This window comes from Pseudomonas pergaminensis (assembly GCF_024112395.2).
GTDB classification, from domain to species: Bacteria; Pseudomonadota; Gammaproteobacteria; order Pseudomonadales; family Pseudomonadaceae; genus Aquipseudomonas; species Aquipseudomonas pergaminensis.
In genome coordinates, this window is record NZ_CP078013.2 from 1,356,609 (window position 1) to 1,372,028 (window position 15,420).

The following is a 15,420-nucleotide window of genomic DNA, read 5'->3' on the forward strand; positions in this document are numbered from 1 at the left end:
CCTTCAGGCAATGCTCGGCAGCACGATCTCGTCGCTGCGCTGAACCCCGGCGGTGAAGGCACGGCATAACTCCAGGAACTCGCGCATGGCCGAGGTCTGGTACTTCTGTTTGTGCCAGATGAAGTAGAACTGCCGGGCCAGGTCCAGGTCCGGCGTCTCCACCGGCACCAGGCTGCCACGGCGGAAGGCATCGCGCAGCGCCAGCCGCGAAATGCAGCCGATCCCCAACCCCGACTCCACCGCACGCTTGATCGCCTCGGTGTGCTCCAGTTCCAGGCGGATATTCAACGTGCTGCGGTGGTGGCGCATGGCTTGGTCAAACGTCAGGCGCGTGCCCGAGCCCTGTTCCCGCAGGATCCACGCCTCGTGGGTTAACTCATCCATGCTCGCCACACCACGCTTGGCCAGGTGATGCTGCGGCGCGCAAAACACCACCAGTTCATCTTCCACCCAGGTTTGCACCTCGATATCCGGGTGGCTGCAGTCGCCTTCGATTAGACCCAGGTCAATTTCGTAATGCGCAACTTGGTGCACGATATGTGCAGTGTTCTGCACATGCAGCTTCACCTGGCTCTCGGGGTGCTGCTGCATGAAGCTGCCGATCAGCAGAGTGGCCAGGTAGTTGCCGATGGTGAGGGTGGCACCGACCGCCAGTGAGCCGAAGCCGGACTTGCCGTTAAGCAGGTCTTCGATCTCCTTGGCCTGGTCCAGCAGCGCTACCGCCTGGGGCAACAGTTGATGACCGAGCGCGTTGAGGCTCAGGCGTTTGCCTGCACGGTCGAATAATTGGCAGCTGGATTGACGCTCCAGCTCGGTAATCGAAGTGCTGGCGGCGGATTGAGATAAGGCCAGAAGGCCAGCAGCGCGGGAGACGCTTTCCTGCTGGGCGACGGCGACGAAGACTTGCAGTTGACGGAGAGTAAATCGCATATCGATATAACCGATAACCCTTATCTTAATAATCCAGTTAACAGATATTGTCGCCGCCATTAGAATGCTGTGCAATTGCGCAACTACATTTGGCGCAGACCCATTTCCAGGAGTCCCCCGTACATGAGCAACATGAACCACGAGCGTGTCCTCAGTGTTCATCACTGGAACGACACTCTGTTCAGCTTCAAGTGCACCCGCGATCCGGGCCTGCGCTTCGAGAACGGTCAGTTCGTGATGATCGGCCTGCAACAACCCAACGGCCGCCCGCTCATGCGCGCTTACTCCATTGCCAGCCCGAACTGGGAAGAGCATCTGGAGTTCTTCAGCATCAAGGTGCCGGATGGCCCGCTGACTTCCCAATTGCAGCACTTGAAGGAAGGCGACGAGATCATCATCAGCAAAAAACCGACAGGCACCCTGGTGCTTGACGATTTGAAGCCGGGCAAACACCTCTACCTGCTCAGCACCGGCACTGGCCTTGCTCCCTTTATGAGCGTGATCCAGGACCCGGAAACCTACGAGCGCTTCGAAAAAGTGATCCTGTGCCACGGCGTGCGTTACGTCAACGAAGTCGCTTACCGCGAATTCATCACCGAGCACCTGCCGCAGAACGAATTCTTCGGCGAGGCCCTGCGTGACAAGTTGATCTACTACCCGACCGTGACCCGCGAGCCGTTCGAAAACGAAGGCCGCCTGACCGACTTGATGCGCAGCGGCAAGCTGTTCAGCGACATTGGCCTGCCGCCGATCAACCCTGAAGACGACCGCGCCATGCTGTGCGGCAGCCCAAGCATGCTGGACGAAACCAGCGAAGTGTTGAACAGCTTCGGCCTGAAGGTTTCGCCACGGATGCGTGAGCCGGGTGATTACCTGATCGAGCGAGCGTTCGTCGAGAAATAAACACCGATCCAAACAATGTGGGAGCCGGCGTGTGTGGGAGCTGGCTTGCCTGCGATGCCGACGCCTCGGTCTTTAGTTAAACCGAGGTGATGCCATCGCAGGCAAGCCAGCTCCTACAAAAAGCAGCTCCCACATTGTTTTTCTGGGTTTATCCAGCCGAAAGCACTTCCAGCACACAAATCACCCCAGCCTCGGGATAGTGCCACCGCACATCCACATCCCAGAACTGCGCGCCATACTCTCGCTCTGGCCCCGGCGTCTGATACGCCGGCCGAGGATCCTGTGCCAGGCACTGATCGATCAACTCCACCAGCGGCTCGCCCAGGCGCTGCGCATGGCCTTGTGCCTGTTGCAGGGCAGTCTTCAGCCACTGCACGGGGATCAGCTGCGGCGCGGCGCTGGCGATGTCGTTGGTGGCCGTGTCGACGATGTCGGCATACGGCACATACGGCTTGATATCCAGCACCGGCGTGCCATCCAGCAGGTCAATGCCGGAAATCCACAGGCGTCCTGGCTCGACTTTGTCCAGCTTCACCACCGACTGGCCGACGCCATTGGGCCGGTGGGTCGCGCGGGTCGCAAACACACCCATGGAGGTGTTGCCGCCCAGGCGCGGAGGGCGCACCTTCAGGCGGGGCTTGTCTTCCAGCGCCTGGTGAAACAGGAACAACAGCCACACGTGACTGACCTGCTCCAGGCCCTGCACCGCCTCACCCCCGTCGAACGGCGCCACCAACTCCAGCACGCCACGGGCGGCCGGCGCCAGCTGCGGCTGGCGTGGGATGGCGAACTTCTCCTTGAAGCAGGAGCGCACGAAGCCGACGGGCGAGACGTGGTAACTCATGGCTTACGCACGCACCCGCAGCGTCAGGCCCTTGAGAAAGTTACGCAGCAACTGGTCGCCACACGGACGGTAGTTGGTGTGGCCGAACTTGCGGAACAGCGCGCTCAGCTCAGGCTTGGACACGGGGAACTCAGCAGCCTTGAGAATGGCGTGCATATCGTCTTCCTTCAGCTCGAAGGCCACGCGCAGCTTCTTGAGGATGATGTTGTTGGTCACCGGCGTTTCGATCGGCTGCGGCGGGCGGCTTTCGTCCTTGCCGCGCTTGAAGATCACCAGGCCATCAAGGAAGTGGGCCATGACTTCATCCGGGCAGAACACGAAGCCTTCTTCCTCGTCCTTCTTGAGGTAGGTCAGCAGGTCGTCCTTGGTCACGTCCATGCCGCCGAGCTTGATGATCTCGACCATCTTGTTATCGCTGATGTCGAGCATGTAGCGCACGCTGCGCAATACGTCGTTGTGAATCATGGTAGGCAATCCTGGTATTCAACTGAGGGCACCGCCGCCATGGGACGGTGCCGAGAAAAGGGGCGCGGTTTAGAACTTCTCTTTGCCGGACAGGTAACGCCATTGGCCGACCGGCACTTTGCCGATGGACACGCCGCCAATGCGGATGCGGCGAATGGCGATGACTTTCAGGCCAACTGCTTCGCAGAACAGCGCGATCACGCCTGGCTGCGGGTTTTTCATCGCAAAGCGCAGGCGGTTTTCGTTCTGCCAGCTGGCTTTGACAGCAGGCAGCTCCTTGCCTTTGTAGGTCAGGCCGTGGTTCAGGCGGTTGAGGCCGTGGGCAACCATATCGCCTTCGACTTCCACCACGTATTCCTGCTCGATCTTGGCGGCATCGGCGGTCAACTTGCGCAGGATCTTCCAGTCTTGTGTGAACACCAGCAGGCCGCTGGCCTTGGCCTGCAGGTCGGCGCTGGCGGTCAGGCGCAGGAAGTGCCCTTTGAGCGGGCGCTTGCCGAAGCGGTGTTCTTCCGAGAGCGTTTCGGCGCTGATCGACGCCATGGCCGTTTCGGCATCCACGCCGGCGGGGGCGTGCAGCAGGATGGTCACCGGCTCGGGCGCGGTGGCCTTGGCCTCCGGGTCCAGCTCGACCTTCTGGGTGGTGACTTTGAACTGCGGCTCGTCGATCACTTCACCGTCCACCGAGACCCAGCCGCCTTCGATGAACAGCTCAGCCTCCCGACGGGAGCAACCGACCAGTTCGATAAGGCGTTTGGAGAGGCGTATGGGGTCAGTCATGACAAGGGCCGTAACAAAAGGGGGCGGCTATTGTACCTGCCTGGCGCCGGTTAATCCCGGCCCCATTTCAGTGCTGGCGCTTTTTGTGGGAGCTTGCCGGCGATGGCATCGCCGTGGTGCACCTGATACACCGAGTTGCCTGTATCGCAGGCAAGCCAGCTCCCACATTTGCTTTGCGCGTTGTCAGCCACTGCGCAGGTGTTGTTGCTGGCGCAAACGCAGGTGCAGCAATGGGTAAGGCTGGCCGAGGCCATCATGCTCCGTGCGTCCGATCACTTCAAAACCCTGTTTGAAGTAGAAACCCAGGGCCTGGGGATTCTGTTCGTTGACGTCCAGTTCGTCGGCATTCAAGTGCTCAATCGCATACCGCAGCAATTGCCGGCCCAGGCCTTCACCCCGGTGCTGCGGGTCGATAAACAGCATCTCGACCTTACCGCACGCTACCCCGGCAAACCCGGTGATGCGTTGGCGCGTGTCCTTGGTGCAGATCAGCATCACGGCGTCCAGGTAGCGGGTCAGCACCAGATTCTTGAGCAGCACAATGTAGCTGTCCGGCAAAAAATCGTGGGTGGCCCGCACCGAGGCTTCCCAGAGGCGCGCCAACTCCGCGTAGTCGCTGATTTTAGGTGTGTGGATAACCGAATGCTGACGCATGCTCGCTGCCCCTTGCCGATAATTGGCGCCAATGGGCAAAACGATAGACCTAAAAAAGCCCTGCATCGTGTCCAGAGGCAGGGCTTTTTCAAATTTTTACATCGATCAGTCGCGCTTTTCAGCCCACAGGTCGTATTCGTCGGCATCGGTCACGGTGCACCAGACCTTGTCACCCGGCTTCAGGCCGCTGGCGTCGTCGATAAACACGTTACCGTCGATTTCCGGAGCATCGAAGAAGCAACGGCCGACGGCGCCTTGCTCGTCGACTTCATCGATCAACACTTCGATTTCCTTGCCGATACGCAGTTGCAGGCGCGCCGAGCTGATGGCCTGTTGGTGCGCCATGAAGCGCTCCCAACGGTCCTGCTTGACGTCATCCGGTACCACGGCCAGGTCCAGCAGGTTGGCCGGGGCGCCTTCAACCGGCGAGTACTGGAAGCAGCCGACGCGGTCGAGTTGGGCTTCGGTCAGCCAGTCCAGCAAGTACTGGAAGTCTTCTTCGGTTTCGCCAGGGAAGCCGACGATGAAGGTCGAACGGATGATCAGTTCCGGGCAGATCTCGCGCCAGTTCTTGATGCGCGCCAGGGTCTTGTCTTCGAAGGCCGGGCGTTTCATGGCCTTGAGCACTTTGGGGCTGGCGTGCTGGAACGGGATGTCCAGGTACGGCAGGATCTTGCCGGCGGCCATCAGCGGGATCAGCTCGTCCACGTGCGGGTACGGGTAAACGTAGTGCAGGCGCACCCACACACCCAGGCTGCTGAGGGCTTCGCACAGCTCGGTCATGCGGGTTTTCACCGGCGCGCCGTTCCAGAAACCGGTGCGGTATTTCACGTCGACGCCGTAGGCGCTGGTGTCCTGGGAGATCACCAGCAGCTCTTTGACGCCGGATTTGACCAGGCGCTGGGCCTCGTCCAGTACGTCACCGACCGGGCGGCTGACCAGCTTGCCGCGCATCGACGGGATGATGCAAAAGCTGCAGCTGTGGTTGCAGCCTTCGGAAATCTTCAAATACGCGTAGTGGCGCGGCGTCAGCTTGATGCCTTGCGGCGGCACCAGGTCGATCAGCGGGTTGTGGTCCTGGCGCGGTGGCACCACTTCGTGCACGGCGTTGACCACCTGCTCGTATTGCTGCGGGCCGGTCACCGCCAGCACGCTCGGGTGCACGTTGCGGATATTGCCTTCTTCCACGCCCATGCAGCCGGTCACGATGACCTTGCCGTTTTCCTTGATGGCTTCGCCGATCACTTCCAGCGACTCTGCCTTGGCCGAGTCGATGAAGCCGCAGGTGTTGACCACCACCACGTCGGCGTCCTGGTAAGTGGACACAACGTCATAGCCTTCCATACGCAGTTGCGTGAGGATGCGCTCGGAGTCGACCAGAGCCTTCGGGCAACCCAGGGAAACAAAGCCAACCTTGGGGTTGGCCTTTGCGATGGTGGTGGACATGTCTAACCTCGGTATTGAATGACGCCGCCAGTCGGGCACGACAGGGCTGCGGACGGGCGCTTGGTGCGCCTCTGATCAAAAAGTGCGCAATTCTAGCGACGGGCAGCGCACTTGACCAGCTTTATGCAGGGAAATGCGACGAGTGCTGCGCTATGCTTCGCGCCGTTGCACACGGGTAAAAGCCCGAGGTCAATAAAACGTCTGTTACGAGAAGTAAAACAGCGCATGCTACGGTCAGCTTAGACGCGTTGTTTATAAAAGACCTCAGGTCAAAGGGCAGGAGTGGTTGATGGGTCACGCGAGTAATCAGGCAGCAGGTGCCGAGCAGTCGAACGCCAAACCGATTGGCATGCTGGTGGCAGCGGTCGGGGTGGTTTACGGCGATATCGGGACCAGCCCGCTCTACACCCTTAAAGAGGTGTTCAACGGCGGTTATGGGGTTCAGGTCAACCATGATGGCGTGCTGGGGATCCTGGCGCTGATCTTCTGGTCGCTGATCTGGGTGGTCTCGATCAAGTACATGCTGTTCGTGCTGCGCGCCGACAACCAGGGTGAGGGCGGCATCATGGCGCTCACGGCCCTGGCACGACGGGCGGCGGGGGAGCGCAAGAAGCTGCGCAGTTTCCTGGTGGTCTGTGGCCTGTGCGGGGCAGCGCTGTTCTACGGCGACAGCATGATCACCCCGGCGATTTCCGTCTTGTCGGCCATTGAAGGCTTGGAACTGGCGTTCGATGGCCTGGAAAAATGGGTGGTGCCCATCGCGCTGGTGGTGCTGGTGGCGCTGTTCCTGATCCAGAAACACGGCACGGACCGTATCGGCAAGCTGTTCGGTCCGGTGATGGTGACGTGGTTCCTGGTGCTCGGTGGTCTCGGTGTGTATGGCATCACCCTGCACCCTGAAGTGCTCAACGCGTTGAACCCGATGTGGGGCGTGCGCTTCTTTGAAGCTCACCCAGGCATCGGCGTGGCCATCCTGGGCGCGGTGGTGCTGGCATTGACCGGCGCCGAGGCGCTGTACGCCGACATGGGGCACTTCGGCCGCAAACCCATCGCCCGTGCCTGGTTCATCCTGGTGTTGCCGGCGCTGGTGCTCAACTATTTCGGCCAGGGCGCCATGCTGCTGGGCGACCCGGAGGCCGCGCGCAACCCGTTCTACCTGCTGGCCCCGAGTTGGGCGCTGATCCCGCTGGTGGTGTTGTCGACACTGGCCACAGTGATTGCCTCCCAGGCGGTTATTTCCGGCGCGTTCTCGTTGACCCGCCAGGCGATCCAGCTGGGCTACATCCCGCGCATGCACATCCAGCACACCTCAAGTGCCGAGCAGGGCCAAATCTACATCGGCGCGGTGAACTGGTCGCTGATGGTCGGTGTGATCCTGCTGGTGCTGGGCTTCGAATCCTCCAACGCATTGGCCTCGGCCTACGGCGTGGCGGTGACCGGGACCATGTTGATGACCACCATCCTGGTGTCGGCCGTGATGTTGCTGCTGTGGAAGTGGCCACCGATCCTGGCCGTGCCGGTGTTGGTCTGCTGCCTATTGGTCGACGGGCTGTATTTTGCCGCCAACGTGCCGAAGATCATCCAGGGCGGCGCCTTCCCGGTCTTGGCGGGGATCGTGCTGTTCGTGCTGATGACCACCTGGAAGCGCGGCAAGCAATTGCTGGTGGAGCGCCTCGACGAAGGTGGCCTGCCGCTGCCGATCTTTATCAGCAGTATCCGCGTGCAGCCGCCCCATCGGGTGCAGGGCACCGCCGTGTTCCTCACCGCTCGCCCGGACGCCGTGCCCCATGCGCTGTTGCACAACCTGCTGCATAACCAGGTGTTGCATGAACAAGTGGTGCTGCTGACCGTGGTCTATGAGGACATCCCCCGCGTCCCGGCCGCACGGCGCTTCGAGGTGGATGCCTACGGCGAAGGCTTCTTCCGCGTGATCCTGCACTTTGGCTTTACCGATGAGCCGGATGTGCCCGAGGCGCTGAAGCTGTGTCACCTCGATGACTTGGACTTCAGCCCGATGCGCACCACCTACTTCCTCAGCCGCGAAACGGTCATCGCGTCTCGAATCAAGGGCATGGCCCGTTGGCGCGAAGCGTTGTTCGCCTTTATGTTGAAGAACGCCAACGGCAACCTGCGCTTCTTCAAACTCCCGGTGAACCGGGTGATCGAGCTGGGCACCCAGGTCGAAATGTAAGACGTTGCAGCACGGGAGCCGGCAACCGGCTCCCGCTTTCCTTTCTGAACCCTGTGCAATCCAGCGTTGTCGACTAGGCTCTAAGCACTGTTTGAATAGTGCCCACAGAACCCAGAAGAGGTGCGCCATGAGTCAACTGCTCGAACCCTACACCCTCCGTCAATTGACCCTGCTCAACCGCATCGCCGTGTCGCCCATGTGCCAGTACTCAAGCGACGATGGCCTGGCCAATGACTGGCACCTGGTGCACCTTGGCAGCCGTGCCGTGGGTGGCGCCGGGCTGATTTTCACCGAAGCCACCGCTGTGACGGCCGATGGCCGCATCACCGCCCAGGACCTTGGCCTGTGGAACGATGAGCAGATTGAACCGCTGCAACGCATCACGCGTTTCATTGCCGCCCAAGGCGCGGTAGCGGGCATTCAACTGGCCCACGCCGGACGCAAGGCCAGCACCCATCGGCCGTGGATCGGCAAGCATGGCAGCGTCAAGCCCGAAGACGGTGGCTGGGTGCCAGTGGGGCCATCGCCCATTGCCTTTGACCCCCAGCACACCCAACCCAAGCAGTTGGACGAGGGACAGATCCAGCAAGTGATCGCCGATTTCGTCGCCGCGGCCAAGCGCGCGTTGACCGCAGGCTTTGAAGTGGTGGAAATCCACGCGGCCCATGGTTACCTGCTGCATCAATTTCTCTCGCCCATCAGCAACCAGCGTCAGGATCAGTACGGTGGCTCGTTTGAAAACCGCATCCGCCTGGTGCTTGAGGTGACCCAGGCAGTGCGTGAGGTCTGGCCCCAGGACCTGCCGCTGTTTGTGCGGGTGTCGGCCACCGACTGGGTGGAAGACGGCTGGAACCCGGATGAAACCGTGGAGCTGGCGCGCCGCCTGAAAGACTTGGGCGTCGACCTGATCGACGTGTCCTCCGGTGGCACCGCCGCCAATGCCGAGATCCCCACCGGCCCCGGCTACCAGACCCGCTTCGCCGAGCGCGTGCGTAAAGAATCGGGCATCGCCACGGGCACCGTTGGCATGATCACCGAGCCGGCCCAGGCCGAGCACATCCTGCGCACCTGCCAGGCCGATATCATCTTCCTCGCCCGTGAACTGTTGCGTGACCCTTACTGGCCGCTGCATGCCGACGATGACCTGGGCGGGCGCAAGGCCATCTGGCCGGCGCAATATCAGCGCGCCACCCATCGTGACCAACCGATCCATGAGTCTGACTTGAGGGATTGACCCGCAGCACGCTTCACCAAAACCCACCCTGACCGGTGGGTTTTTTTATGGCCGCAAGGTGGGATAGGGCTGTAGGTCTTTGTTACCGCGAAATTTTTTTAAGTGAATACTCTAAAAAAATCCCACAAGTTGCGAGATCGTTTCTACGCTTAGGGTAAGCCTGATTTCTGGCCCAGGAAGTCAGTCGGTTTGCTCACTGAGGCATTGCGCTTCATAGGAGGCGGGTAATGGGCAGCAGGAGTATTTGATGGATATCAGGAGAAGCAGTCCATGGCCAAGTCCTATGGTGTAGTGGGTGTGGTGACGTCGATTCTGGCTCGCCGGGTGTCTTTGCGGGGGCGAAGGCTGAGCACGGATGAAATGGAGTTGTTGGCGCAATACCGCGCCCTGACCGAGAACGATCAGGTGGCGATGCGGTATTTGATTGGGGCGATGAAGAGCGTGTCGCGGTTCTGAGCACTGGCGGGCGCTGGCTTGCCGGCGATGCAAGCACCGCAGTGTGTCAGTCACACCGCAGTGATGCCATCGCTGGCCAGCCAGCGCCTACAAGGTTGCTCAGGTGTACTTGCGCTGGTCCGGTGCCGGCGGGAAGTACTGGTACAGCCAGGTCTCACTCAAGGTGCGGTCCTGGGTGCGGATGAACAGGCGCAGCTCCACCGGCTCCACGCTGTCGCTGGTCGGGTACCAGTCGAACAGGATGCGGTAGCCCTTGATGTTATCCAGCACCAGCACGCTGAAGTCTTTGACTTCGCCGTGGGAACAGGTGACGACCGGTTCTATCCCGGTGCCTGGTGGCAGGCGATCCAGGCCACCGCCCTTGAAGTCCACGGCAAAACGGCGCGCCCAGACTTCAGGGTAGTGCTCACCCGGTGCCCAACCTTCGACAAAGCCGCCCATGCCGGAACGGGTGGCATCGACCTGGGCCAGCGGCGTGCTCACCGGTGGCAGGGCGCTCCAGTACAGCTTGTAGCCGTAGTTGAGCGAGTCGCCGGCGGCCACGGGTTTTTTCGGGGTCCAGAAGGCCACGATGTTATCGAGGGTTTCGCCGGTGGTAGGAATTTCCAGCAGGTCGATCGAGCCTTCCCCCCACGCTGTCGTGGGTTCGACCCACAGGCTTGGGCGCTTGCTGTACCAGTCCACGGTGTCCTGGTAGCTGGCGAATTCGTGGTCGGTCTGCACCAGGCCGAAGCCTTTCGGGTCTTTATCGGCAAACGCGTTGAATTGCAGCTTGGCCGGGTTGTTCAGTGGGCGGCAGATCCACTCGCCGTTGCCGCGCCACATCGCCAGGCGGTCCGAATCGTGGATCTGCGGGTGGATGGTGTCGCACATGCGGCGCTCGTGGGTGCCGCAGCTGAACATGCTGGTCATCGGCGCGATGCCCAGTTGTTCAATGGTGGTGCGCGCATTGATATTGGCGTCGATGGCCATCACCACCTGATTGGCCTGGCAGTCGATGTCGAAGCGGTATGCGCCGGTGGCGCTCGGCGAATCGAGCAGGGCGTAGACCACGAAGCGGGTGGCGTTCTTGTCCGGGGTTTCAAACCAGAACTGCGTGAAGTCAGGAAACTCCTCGCGTTTTTTCGCGTAGGTGTCGATGGCCAGGCCACGGGCAGAAAGGCCGTACTGGCCGGTGGAATCCACCGCGCGGAAGTAGCTGGCGCCGAGAAACGACAGCACGTCATGGCGATCCAGCTCCGGCGCCTTGAACAGCTTGAAGCCGGAAAAACCGAGGTCGCCGGTCAGTTGCTTGGTGTCGACCGTGGTTTTTTCGTAATTGAACAGCGAAGGGCGGAAATGCACTTCACGCGCTTCACGGGTCTTGGGGTCGACGCTGTGCATACGCACCGGCGTCTTGAAACCCATGCCGACGTGGAAGAACTGCACGTCCAGCTGCCCGTTCAATTCCTTCCACAGCGAATGGTTGCCGTCGTAGCCGATGGCGTTGAAATTCTGCGGGGTCATGGTCGCCAGGGTCGGCGGCAGTACCTGTTTGGTGTCCTTGTACGCGGTCCCGGCGAGTTGTTTGGCCTGGGCCTTGAGCGTGTCGAAGTCGAACGCCACGGCCTTGCCATCGGCGGCACGGTTCCCGGCCCAGGCCTGGGCGGCGAGCAGGCCGCTGGCCGACAAACCGGTGTAAGCCGCAATGGCCATGGACGCTTTGAGCAAATTCCTGCGGTGCATAGAGACAACCTGTCGTGAGCAAATCCCGCGCCTTTCCTGGCACGTAGCGGATCAGAAATTACGGTTCGGACATGCCTTCGACCAAACGCAACGGACATTAAACAGACGCCGGATAGCTTAAGCGGTTCGATGACGTAGGAAAATTGATTGATAGCGACGTGATGGCCTAGCAAATGCGACAAGACATTTCCAACTCACAAAAACCCCCTGTAGGAGCCGGCTTGCCGGCGATGGCGTCCGAGAGAACGCTGCAAGGCTCAAGGGCCTCATCGCCGGCAAGCCGGCTCCTACAAGGGTCAGGCGATTTCGCCAACGGCGCGGTACGCCTCATCAATGGCCGCATGCGCATACGCACTCCAGGCCGCATCCGAGTTGGCGATGCTCACATGCCCCACCGGTTTTTTCGCCAGCTTCATCAACGCTTCGCTTTCATCGGCTTTGTCGAACAAGCTGTTGGAGAAGCTCGCATAACCGTGTGACCAACGGTTGACAGTGATCGCCAGGATATCGCGCTCATGCTCGAAACCACCTGGCCCCAGCATGCGTTGCAACTGGTCGCGCAACTGCGCTTCCAACTGCTCGAACGTCTGCCCATACAACTTGCCGCGCCCGGCGCGGGCCTGGTCGCGGGCGTTCATGCCGCTGTTGGGGCTGGTAGGCACGTAGACCATGTGCAGGCCGATCGGCTGCGTCGGGTCACGCGGGTGGTCATAGCCGCCCATGCTCACCGGGTAGTCCAGCTTGATACGGCTATAAGGCAGGGTCGCCGCGTAAATCTCATGCACGCCGAGCTTTTGGAACGACTGCCAGTTGCGGATCACCACCTTGGTGTACACCAGCGGGTACTTCACATTCTGGCTCAGGGCGTGGGCCTGTGGTGCTGGCACGTCCTTGAGCAGGTACGGAATCATCATGTTGTAGCACGCCAGGATGCAGCGTTTGCCGCTTACCTGTGCGAGTTGTCCGCCACGGCTGTAGCCGATATGCACGCCATCCCCGACATTTCGCACGCTGACCGCCGTGCTGTTCAGGCGCAAGCGTACGGCCGCCTTGGGCTGGTCGAGCTTGGCGTAGTCAAACGCCGCCAGCACGATATCGTCCATGGTGTGCCCCGGTGCCACGCCTGGAATCAGGCTACGCACCAGCAACCGCGCGACTGACGCATTGCCGTCCGGGAAGTGATAGATGTAGGGCTCTTCCATTTCGGCGGCGGCTTCTTCGCTGATCGGTGCCAGGTTCAGCCCGGCAAAACCAGGGAAACCCACGTTGTAGGCATCGGAAGACGCTACCGCATCGATGCTCAGGGCCATGAAGTCATTGGTACGGCTCTGGAAATACTTCACCGCGCCTTCCGATAAACCTACGTTCTTAAGCAGGAAATCACGGTAGCTGGTAGCTGCCAGGTAGTCGGCTTTTTCTTCTGCGGTCTTGCCTGGCAGGTAGTCCTTGGGCGCCGTGTGCAGCTCGATCAGGGCCTGGCGGTCAGCCGGCGGCAGCGGAAAGTCATTGATGAAGTCGCGGATGGCACGCGCGTTGAGCCGGTCTGGCGCGATGTCGTCGGCCACCATCGGCGTGGGGTCGCCGATCACCAGTTTGTCTTCGCCGAAGTTCTCCTTGTCGAAAAACACCCCGCGCGACAGCCCCAGGTCTGGGTAGAACTGGCGGTCGAAGGCGGTTTCGAAGCGCTTGATATTCACCCCGAGTTTCTTCAATAGCCCGTTCACTTGCTTGCTGTACAGGTGGTTGGGCGACTGGAACGCCTCGCTGCCACCGTAGCCGATGATCATGCGGCCACCGGCCTGGAATTCGTTGCGCTTGGCGTGGCCGCCGAAGTCGTCGTGGTTTTCCAGGATCAGGATCTTTGCCTTGGGATGCTTCTCGCGGTAGAACCACGCCGCCGATAACCCACTCAAGCCGCCGCCCACGACCACCAGGTCATAGTGCTCGGTGACCGGCAGCTTATCGGTGTCGAACACCTTCTTCTCCCAGCCCATCTGGTGCGCCACCTCGAACGAACCGACATGGCTGCCGCGCAGGCCGGTGAGGGCGGGTGGGTAGTAGCGGCCATCGGGGGCGGCCTGGAGGATCTGCAGCGGAGTCATGCCGGCTGCAATAGTGACAGCGACGCCGTTGAGGAAGTCGCGGCGGGTGATATCCATGGGGGGAACCTAAATTTTATTGTTATAAGACCCCTGTAAGAGCCGGCTTGCCGACGATGGCGTTCACAAGAGCAACGCATGGCTCACTGGCCTCATCGCCGGCAAGCCGGCTCCTACAGAGGTGGCGCTGGGGTCAGTGCTTGAACATCACATGGCGAACGGTGGTGTAGTCCTCCAGTCCGTACATGGACATGTCCTTGCCATAACCCGACAGTTTCTGACCGCCGTGAGGCATTTCGCTGACGAGCATGAAGTGGGTGTTCACCCAGGTGCAGCCGTATTGCAGGCGCGCGGCCAAGCGATGGGCGCGTCCTACGTCGGCGGTCCACACGGATGACGCCAAGCCGTAGTCCGAATCGTTGGCCCAGCCCAGCACCTGTGCTTCATCGCTGAACTTGGTCACCGATACCACCGGGCCGAACACTTCGCGTCGCACGATTTCGTCGTCCTGCTGCGCGTCGGCCAGCACGGTCGGTTCAAAGAAGAAGCCATTGCCTTCCACCGCCTTGCCACCGGTGACCAGGCGAATGTGCGGCTGTGCCACGGCGCGCTCGACAAATCCGGCCACACGGTCGCGGTGTTGCGCGGTAATCAGCGGGCCCAGCTCGGTCGCCGGATCATCCTGCAGGCCGTACTTGATGCTGGCGACCGCCGCGCCGAGTTTCTCGACAAACGCATCGTAGATATCCGCCTGGGCATAAATCCGGCACGCCGCGGTGCAATCCTGGCCGGCGTTGTAGAAGCCGAAGGTGCGAATGCCTTCCACGGCGGCATCGATATCGGCGTCGTTGAAGATGATCACCGGCGCCTTGCCGCCCAGCTCCATGTGCATGCGCTTCACACTGTCGGCGGTGCTGGAGATGATATTCGCGCCCGTGGCAATGGAGCCGGTCAGCGACACCATGCGCACTTTCGGGTGGGTCACCAGCGGGCTGCCCACGGTCGGCCCACGACCGAACACCAGGTTGAGCACACCGGCCGGGAAAATTTCGGCAGCCAGTTCGACCATACGCAACGCGGTCAGCGGGGTTTGTTCCGACGGCTTGAGCACCACGGTATTACCGGCGGCGAGGGCCGGGGCGATTTTCCAGGCGACCATCATCAGTGGGTAGTTCCACGGCGCAATGGAGGCGATCACGCCCACCGGGTCGCGGCGGATCATCGAGGTGTGGCCGGGCAGGTATTCACCGCCCGCCGACCCGCTCATGCAACGGCTGGCGCCGGCAAAGAAGCGGAACACGTCGGCGATCGCCGGGATCTCATCGTTCAGCGCGGCGCTGTAGGGTTTGCCGCAGTTGTCCGATTCCAGCTTGGCCAGCTCTTCGCCGTGGGCTTCGATCACGTCCGCCAGTTTCAGCAGTAGCAGCGAACGATCCTTCGGTGCGGTTTGCGACCAGCCTTCGAAGGCGGCATCGGCAGCACGCACGGCGGCGTCGACTTGGGCTTCGCTGGCTTCCTTGATTTCTACCAGTACGCGGCCGAGGGCCGGGTTGAAGACGGCTTGTGTCGGGCCTTCGCCTTCGACCAGGTGGCCGTTGATCAGCAGTTTGGTTTGCATGGTTCAGCTCTCCTCAAAACGAGTGTTAATTCCCTGAAGAAACCGGCTCTTAATGTGGGAGCGGGCTTGCTCGCG

Annotated in this window: 13 protein-coding genes; 4 read left to right on the forward strand and 9 right to left on the reverse strand. The window is 61.1% G+C overall.

Annotation, left to right across the window (positions count from 1 at the left end; genetic code table 11):
• Positions 1 to 3: 3 nt before the first annotated feature.
• On the reverse strand, positions 4 to 930 hold the full coding sequence (locus KUA23_RS06085) for a LysR family transcriptional regulator (RefSeq protein ID WP_122719680.1): 927 nt from the start codon (positions 928 to 930) through the stop codon (positions 4 to 6).
• 123 nt (positions 931 to 1,053) lie between these two features.
• Between KUA23_RS06085 and fpr the strand changes: the two genes are divergently transcribed.
• Entirely contained in the window at positions 1,054 to 1,833 is a 780-nt protein-coding gene (gene fpr, locus KUA23_RS06090) for a ferredoxin-NADP reductase (protein ID WP_003189055.1), read from the forward strand.
• Between the two features lie 148 nt (positions 1,834 to 1,981).
• On the opposite strand, the gene tsaA is transcribed toward fpr, so the two are convergent.
• The 5 genes from tsaA to rimO all read right to left on the reverse strand — a co-directional run bounded on the left by tsaA (position 1,982) and on the right by rimO (position 6,022).
• The gene (gene tsaA, locus KUA23_RS06095) at positions 1,982 to 2,677 is read right to left on the reverse strand and encodes a tRNA (N6-threonylcarbamoyladenosine(37)-N6)-methyltransferase TrmO (protein ID WP_252993584.1); all 696 of its coding nucleotides are present in this window, start codon (positions 2,675 to 2,677) and stop codon (positions 1,982 to 1,984) included.
• 3 nt (positions 2,678 to 2,680) lie between these two features.
• The gene (locus tag KUA23_RS06100; protein WP_010212675.1) at positions 2,681 to 3,142 is read right to left on the reverse strand and encodes a YehS family protein; all 462 of its coding nucleotides are present in this window, start codon (positions 3,140 to 3,142) and stop codon (positions 2,681 to 2,683) included.
• Between the two features lie 69 nt (positions 3,143 to 3,211).
• The gene (locus KUA23_RS06105) at positions 3,212 to 3,922 is read right to left on the reverse strand and encodes an rRNA pseudouridine synthase (RefSeq protein ID WP_078047152.1); all 711 of its coding nucleotides are present in this window, start codon (positions 3,920 to 3,922) and stop codon (positions 3,212 to 3,214) included.
• Between the two features lie 183 nt (positions 3,923 to 4,105).
• On the reverse strand, positions 4,106 to 4,576 hold the full coding sequence (locus KUA23_RS06110; protein WP_099494188.1) for a GNAT family N-acetyltransferase: 471 nt from the start codon (positions 4,574 to 4,576) through the stop codon (positions 4,106 to 4,108).
• A 105-nt stretch (positions 4,577 to 4,681) separates the two neighbouring features.
• Positions 4,682 to 6,022, reverse strand: a complete 1,341-nt coding sequence (gene rimO / locus KUA23_RS06115; RefSeq protein ID WP_003231334.1) for a 30S ribosomal protein S12 methylthiotransferase RimO — start codon at positions 6,020 to 6,022, stop codon at positions 4,682 to 4,684.
• Positions 6,023 to 6,311: 289 nt separating this feature from the next.
• On the opposite strand from rimO, the gene KUA23_RS06120 reads away from it, so the two are divergent.
• From KUA23_RS06120 to KUA23_RS06130, 3 genes are all read left to right on the forward strand, one after another.
• Positions 6,312 to 8,213, forward strand: coding sequence for a potassium transporter Kup (locus tag KUA23_RS06120; protein ID WP_078047154.1), 1,902 nt, complete (start codon positions 6,312 to 6,314; stop codon positions 8,211 to 8,213).
• A 127-nt stretch (positions 8,214 to 8,340) separates the two neighbouring features.
• Entirely contained in the window at positions 8,341 to 9,447 is a 1,107-nt protein-coding gene (locus KUA23_RS06125) for an NADH:flavin oxidoreductase/NADH oxidase (protein WP_078047155.1), read from the forward strand.
• A gap of 270 nt (positions 9,448 to 9,717) precedes the next feature.
• Positions 9,718 to 9,903 carry a hypothetical protein gene (locus KUA23_RS06130; protein WP_078047156.1) on the forward strand — a complete coding sequence of 62 codons (186 nt, stop codon included), beginning with the start codon at positions 9,718 to 9,720 and terminating at the stop codon, positions 9,901 to 9,903.
• 99 nt (positions 9,904 to 10,002) lie between these two features.
• On the opposite strand, the gene KUA23_RS06135 is transcribed toward KUA23_RS06130, so the two are convergent.
• The 3 genes from KUA23_RS06135 to KUA23_RS06145 all read right to left on the reverse strand — a co-directional run bounded on the left by KUA23_RS06135 (position 10,003) and on the right by KUA23_RS06145 (position 15,345).
• A complete protein-coding gene (locus tag KUA23_RS06135) occupies positions 10,003 to 11,628 on the reverse strand; it encodes a glucan biosynthesis protein D (protein WP_078047157.1) in 1,626 nt (541 codons plus the stop codon).
• A gap of 296 nt (positions 11,629 to 11,924) precedes the next feature.
• Positions 11,925 to 13,787: a flavin monoamine oxidase family protein gene (locus KUA23_RS06140; protein WP_346356381.1), complete on the reverse strand. Its 1,863-nt coding sequence runs from the start codon at positions 13,785 to 13,787 to the stop codon at positions 11,925 to 11,927.
• Positions 13,788 to 13,920: 133 nt separating this feature from the next.
• Entirely contained in the window at positions 13,921 to 15,345 is a 1,425-nt protein-coding gene (locus KUA23_RS06145) for a gamma-aminobutyraldehyde dehydrogenase (protein WP_252993585.1), read from the reverse strand.
• Between the last annotated feature and the right edge of the window lie 75 nt (positions 15,346 to 15,420).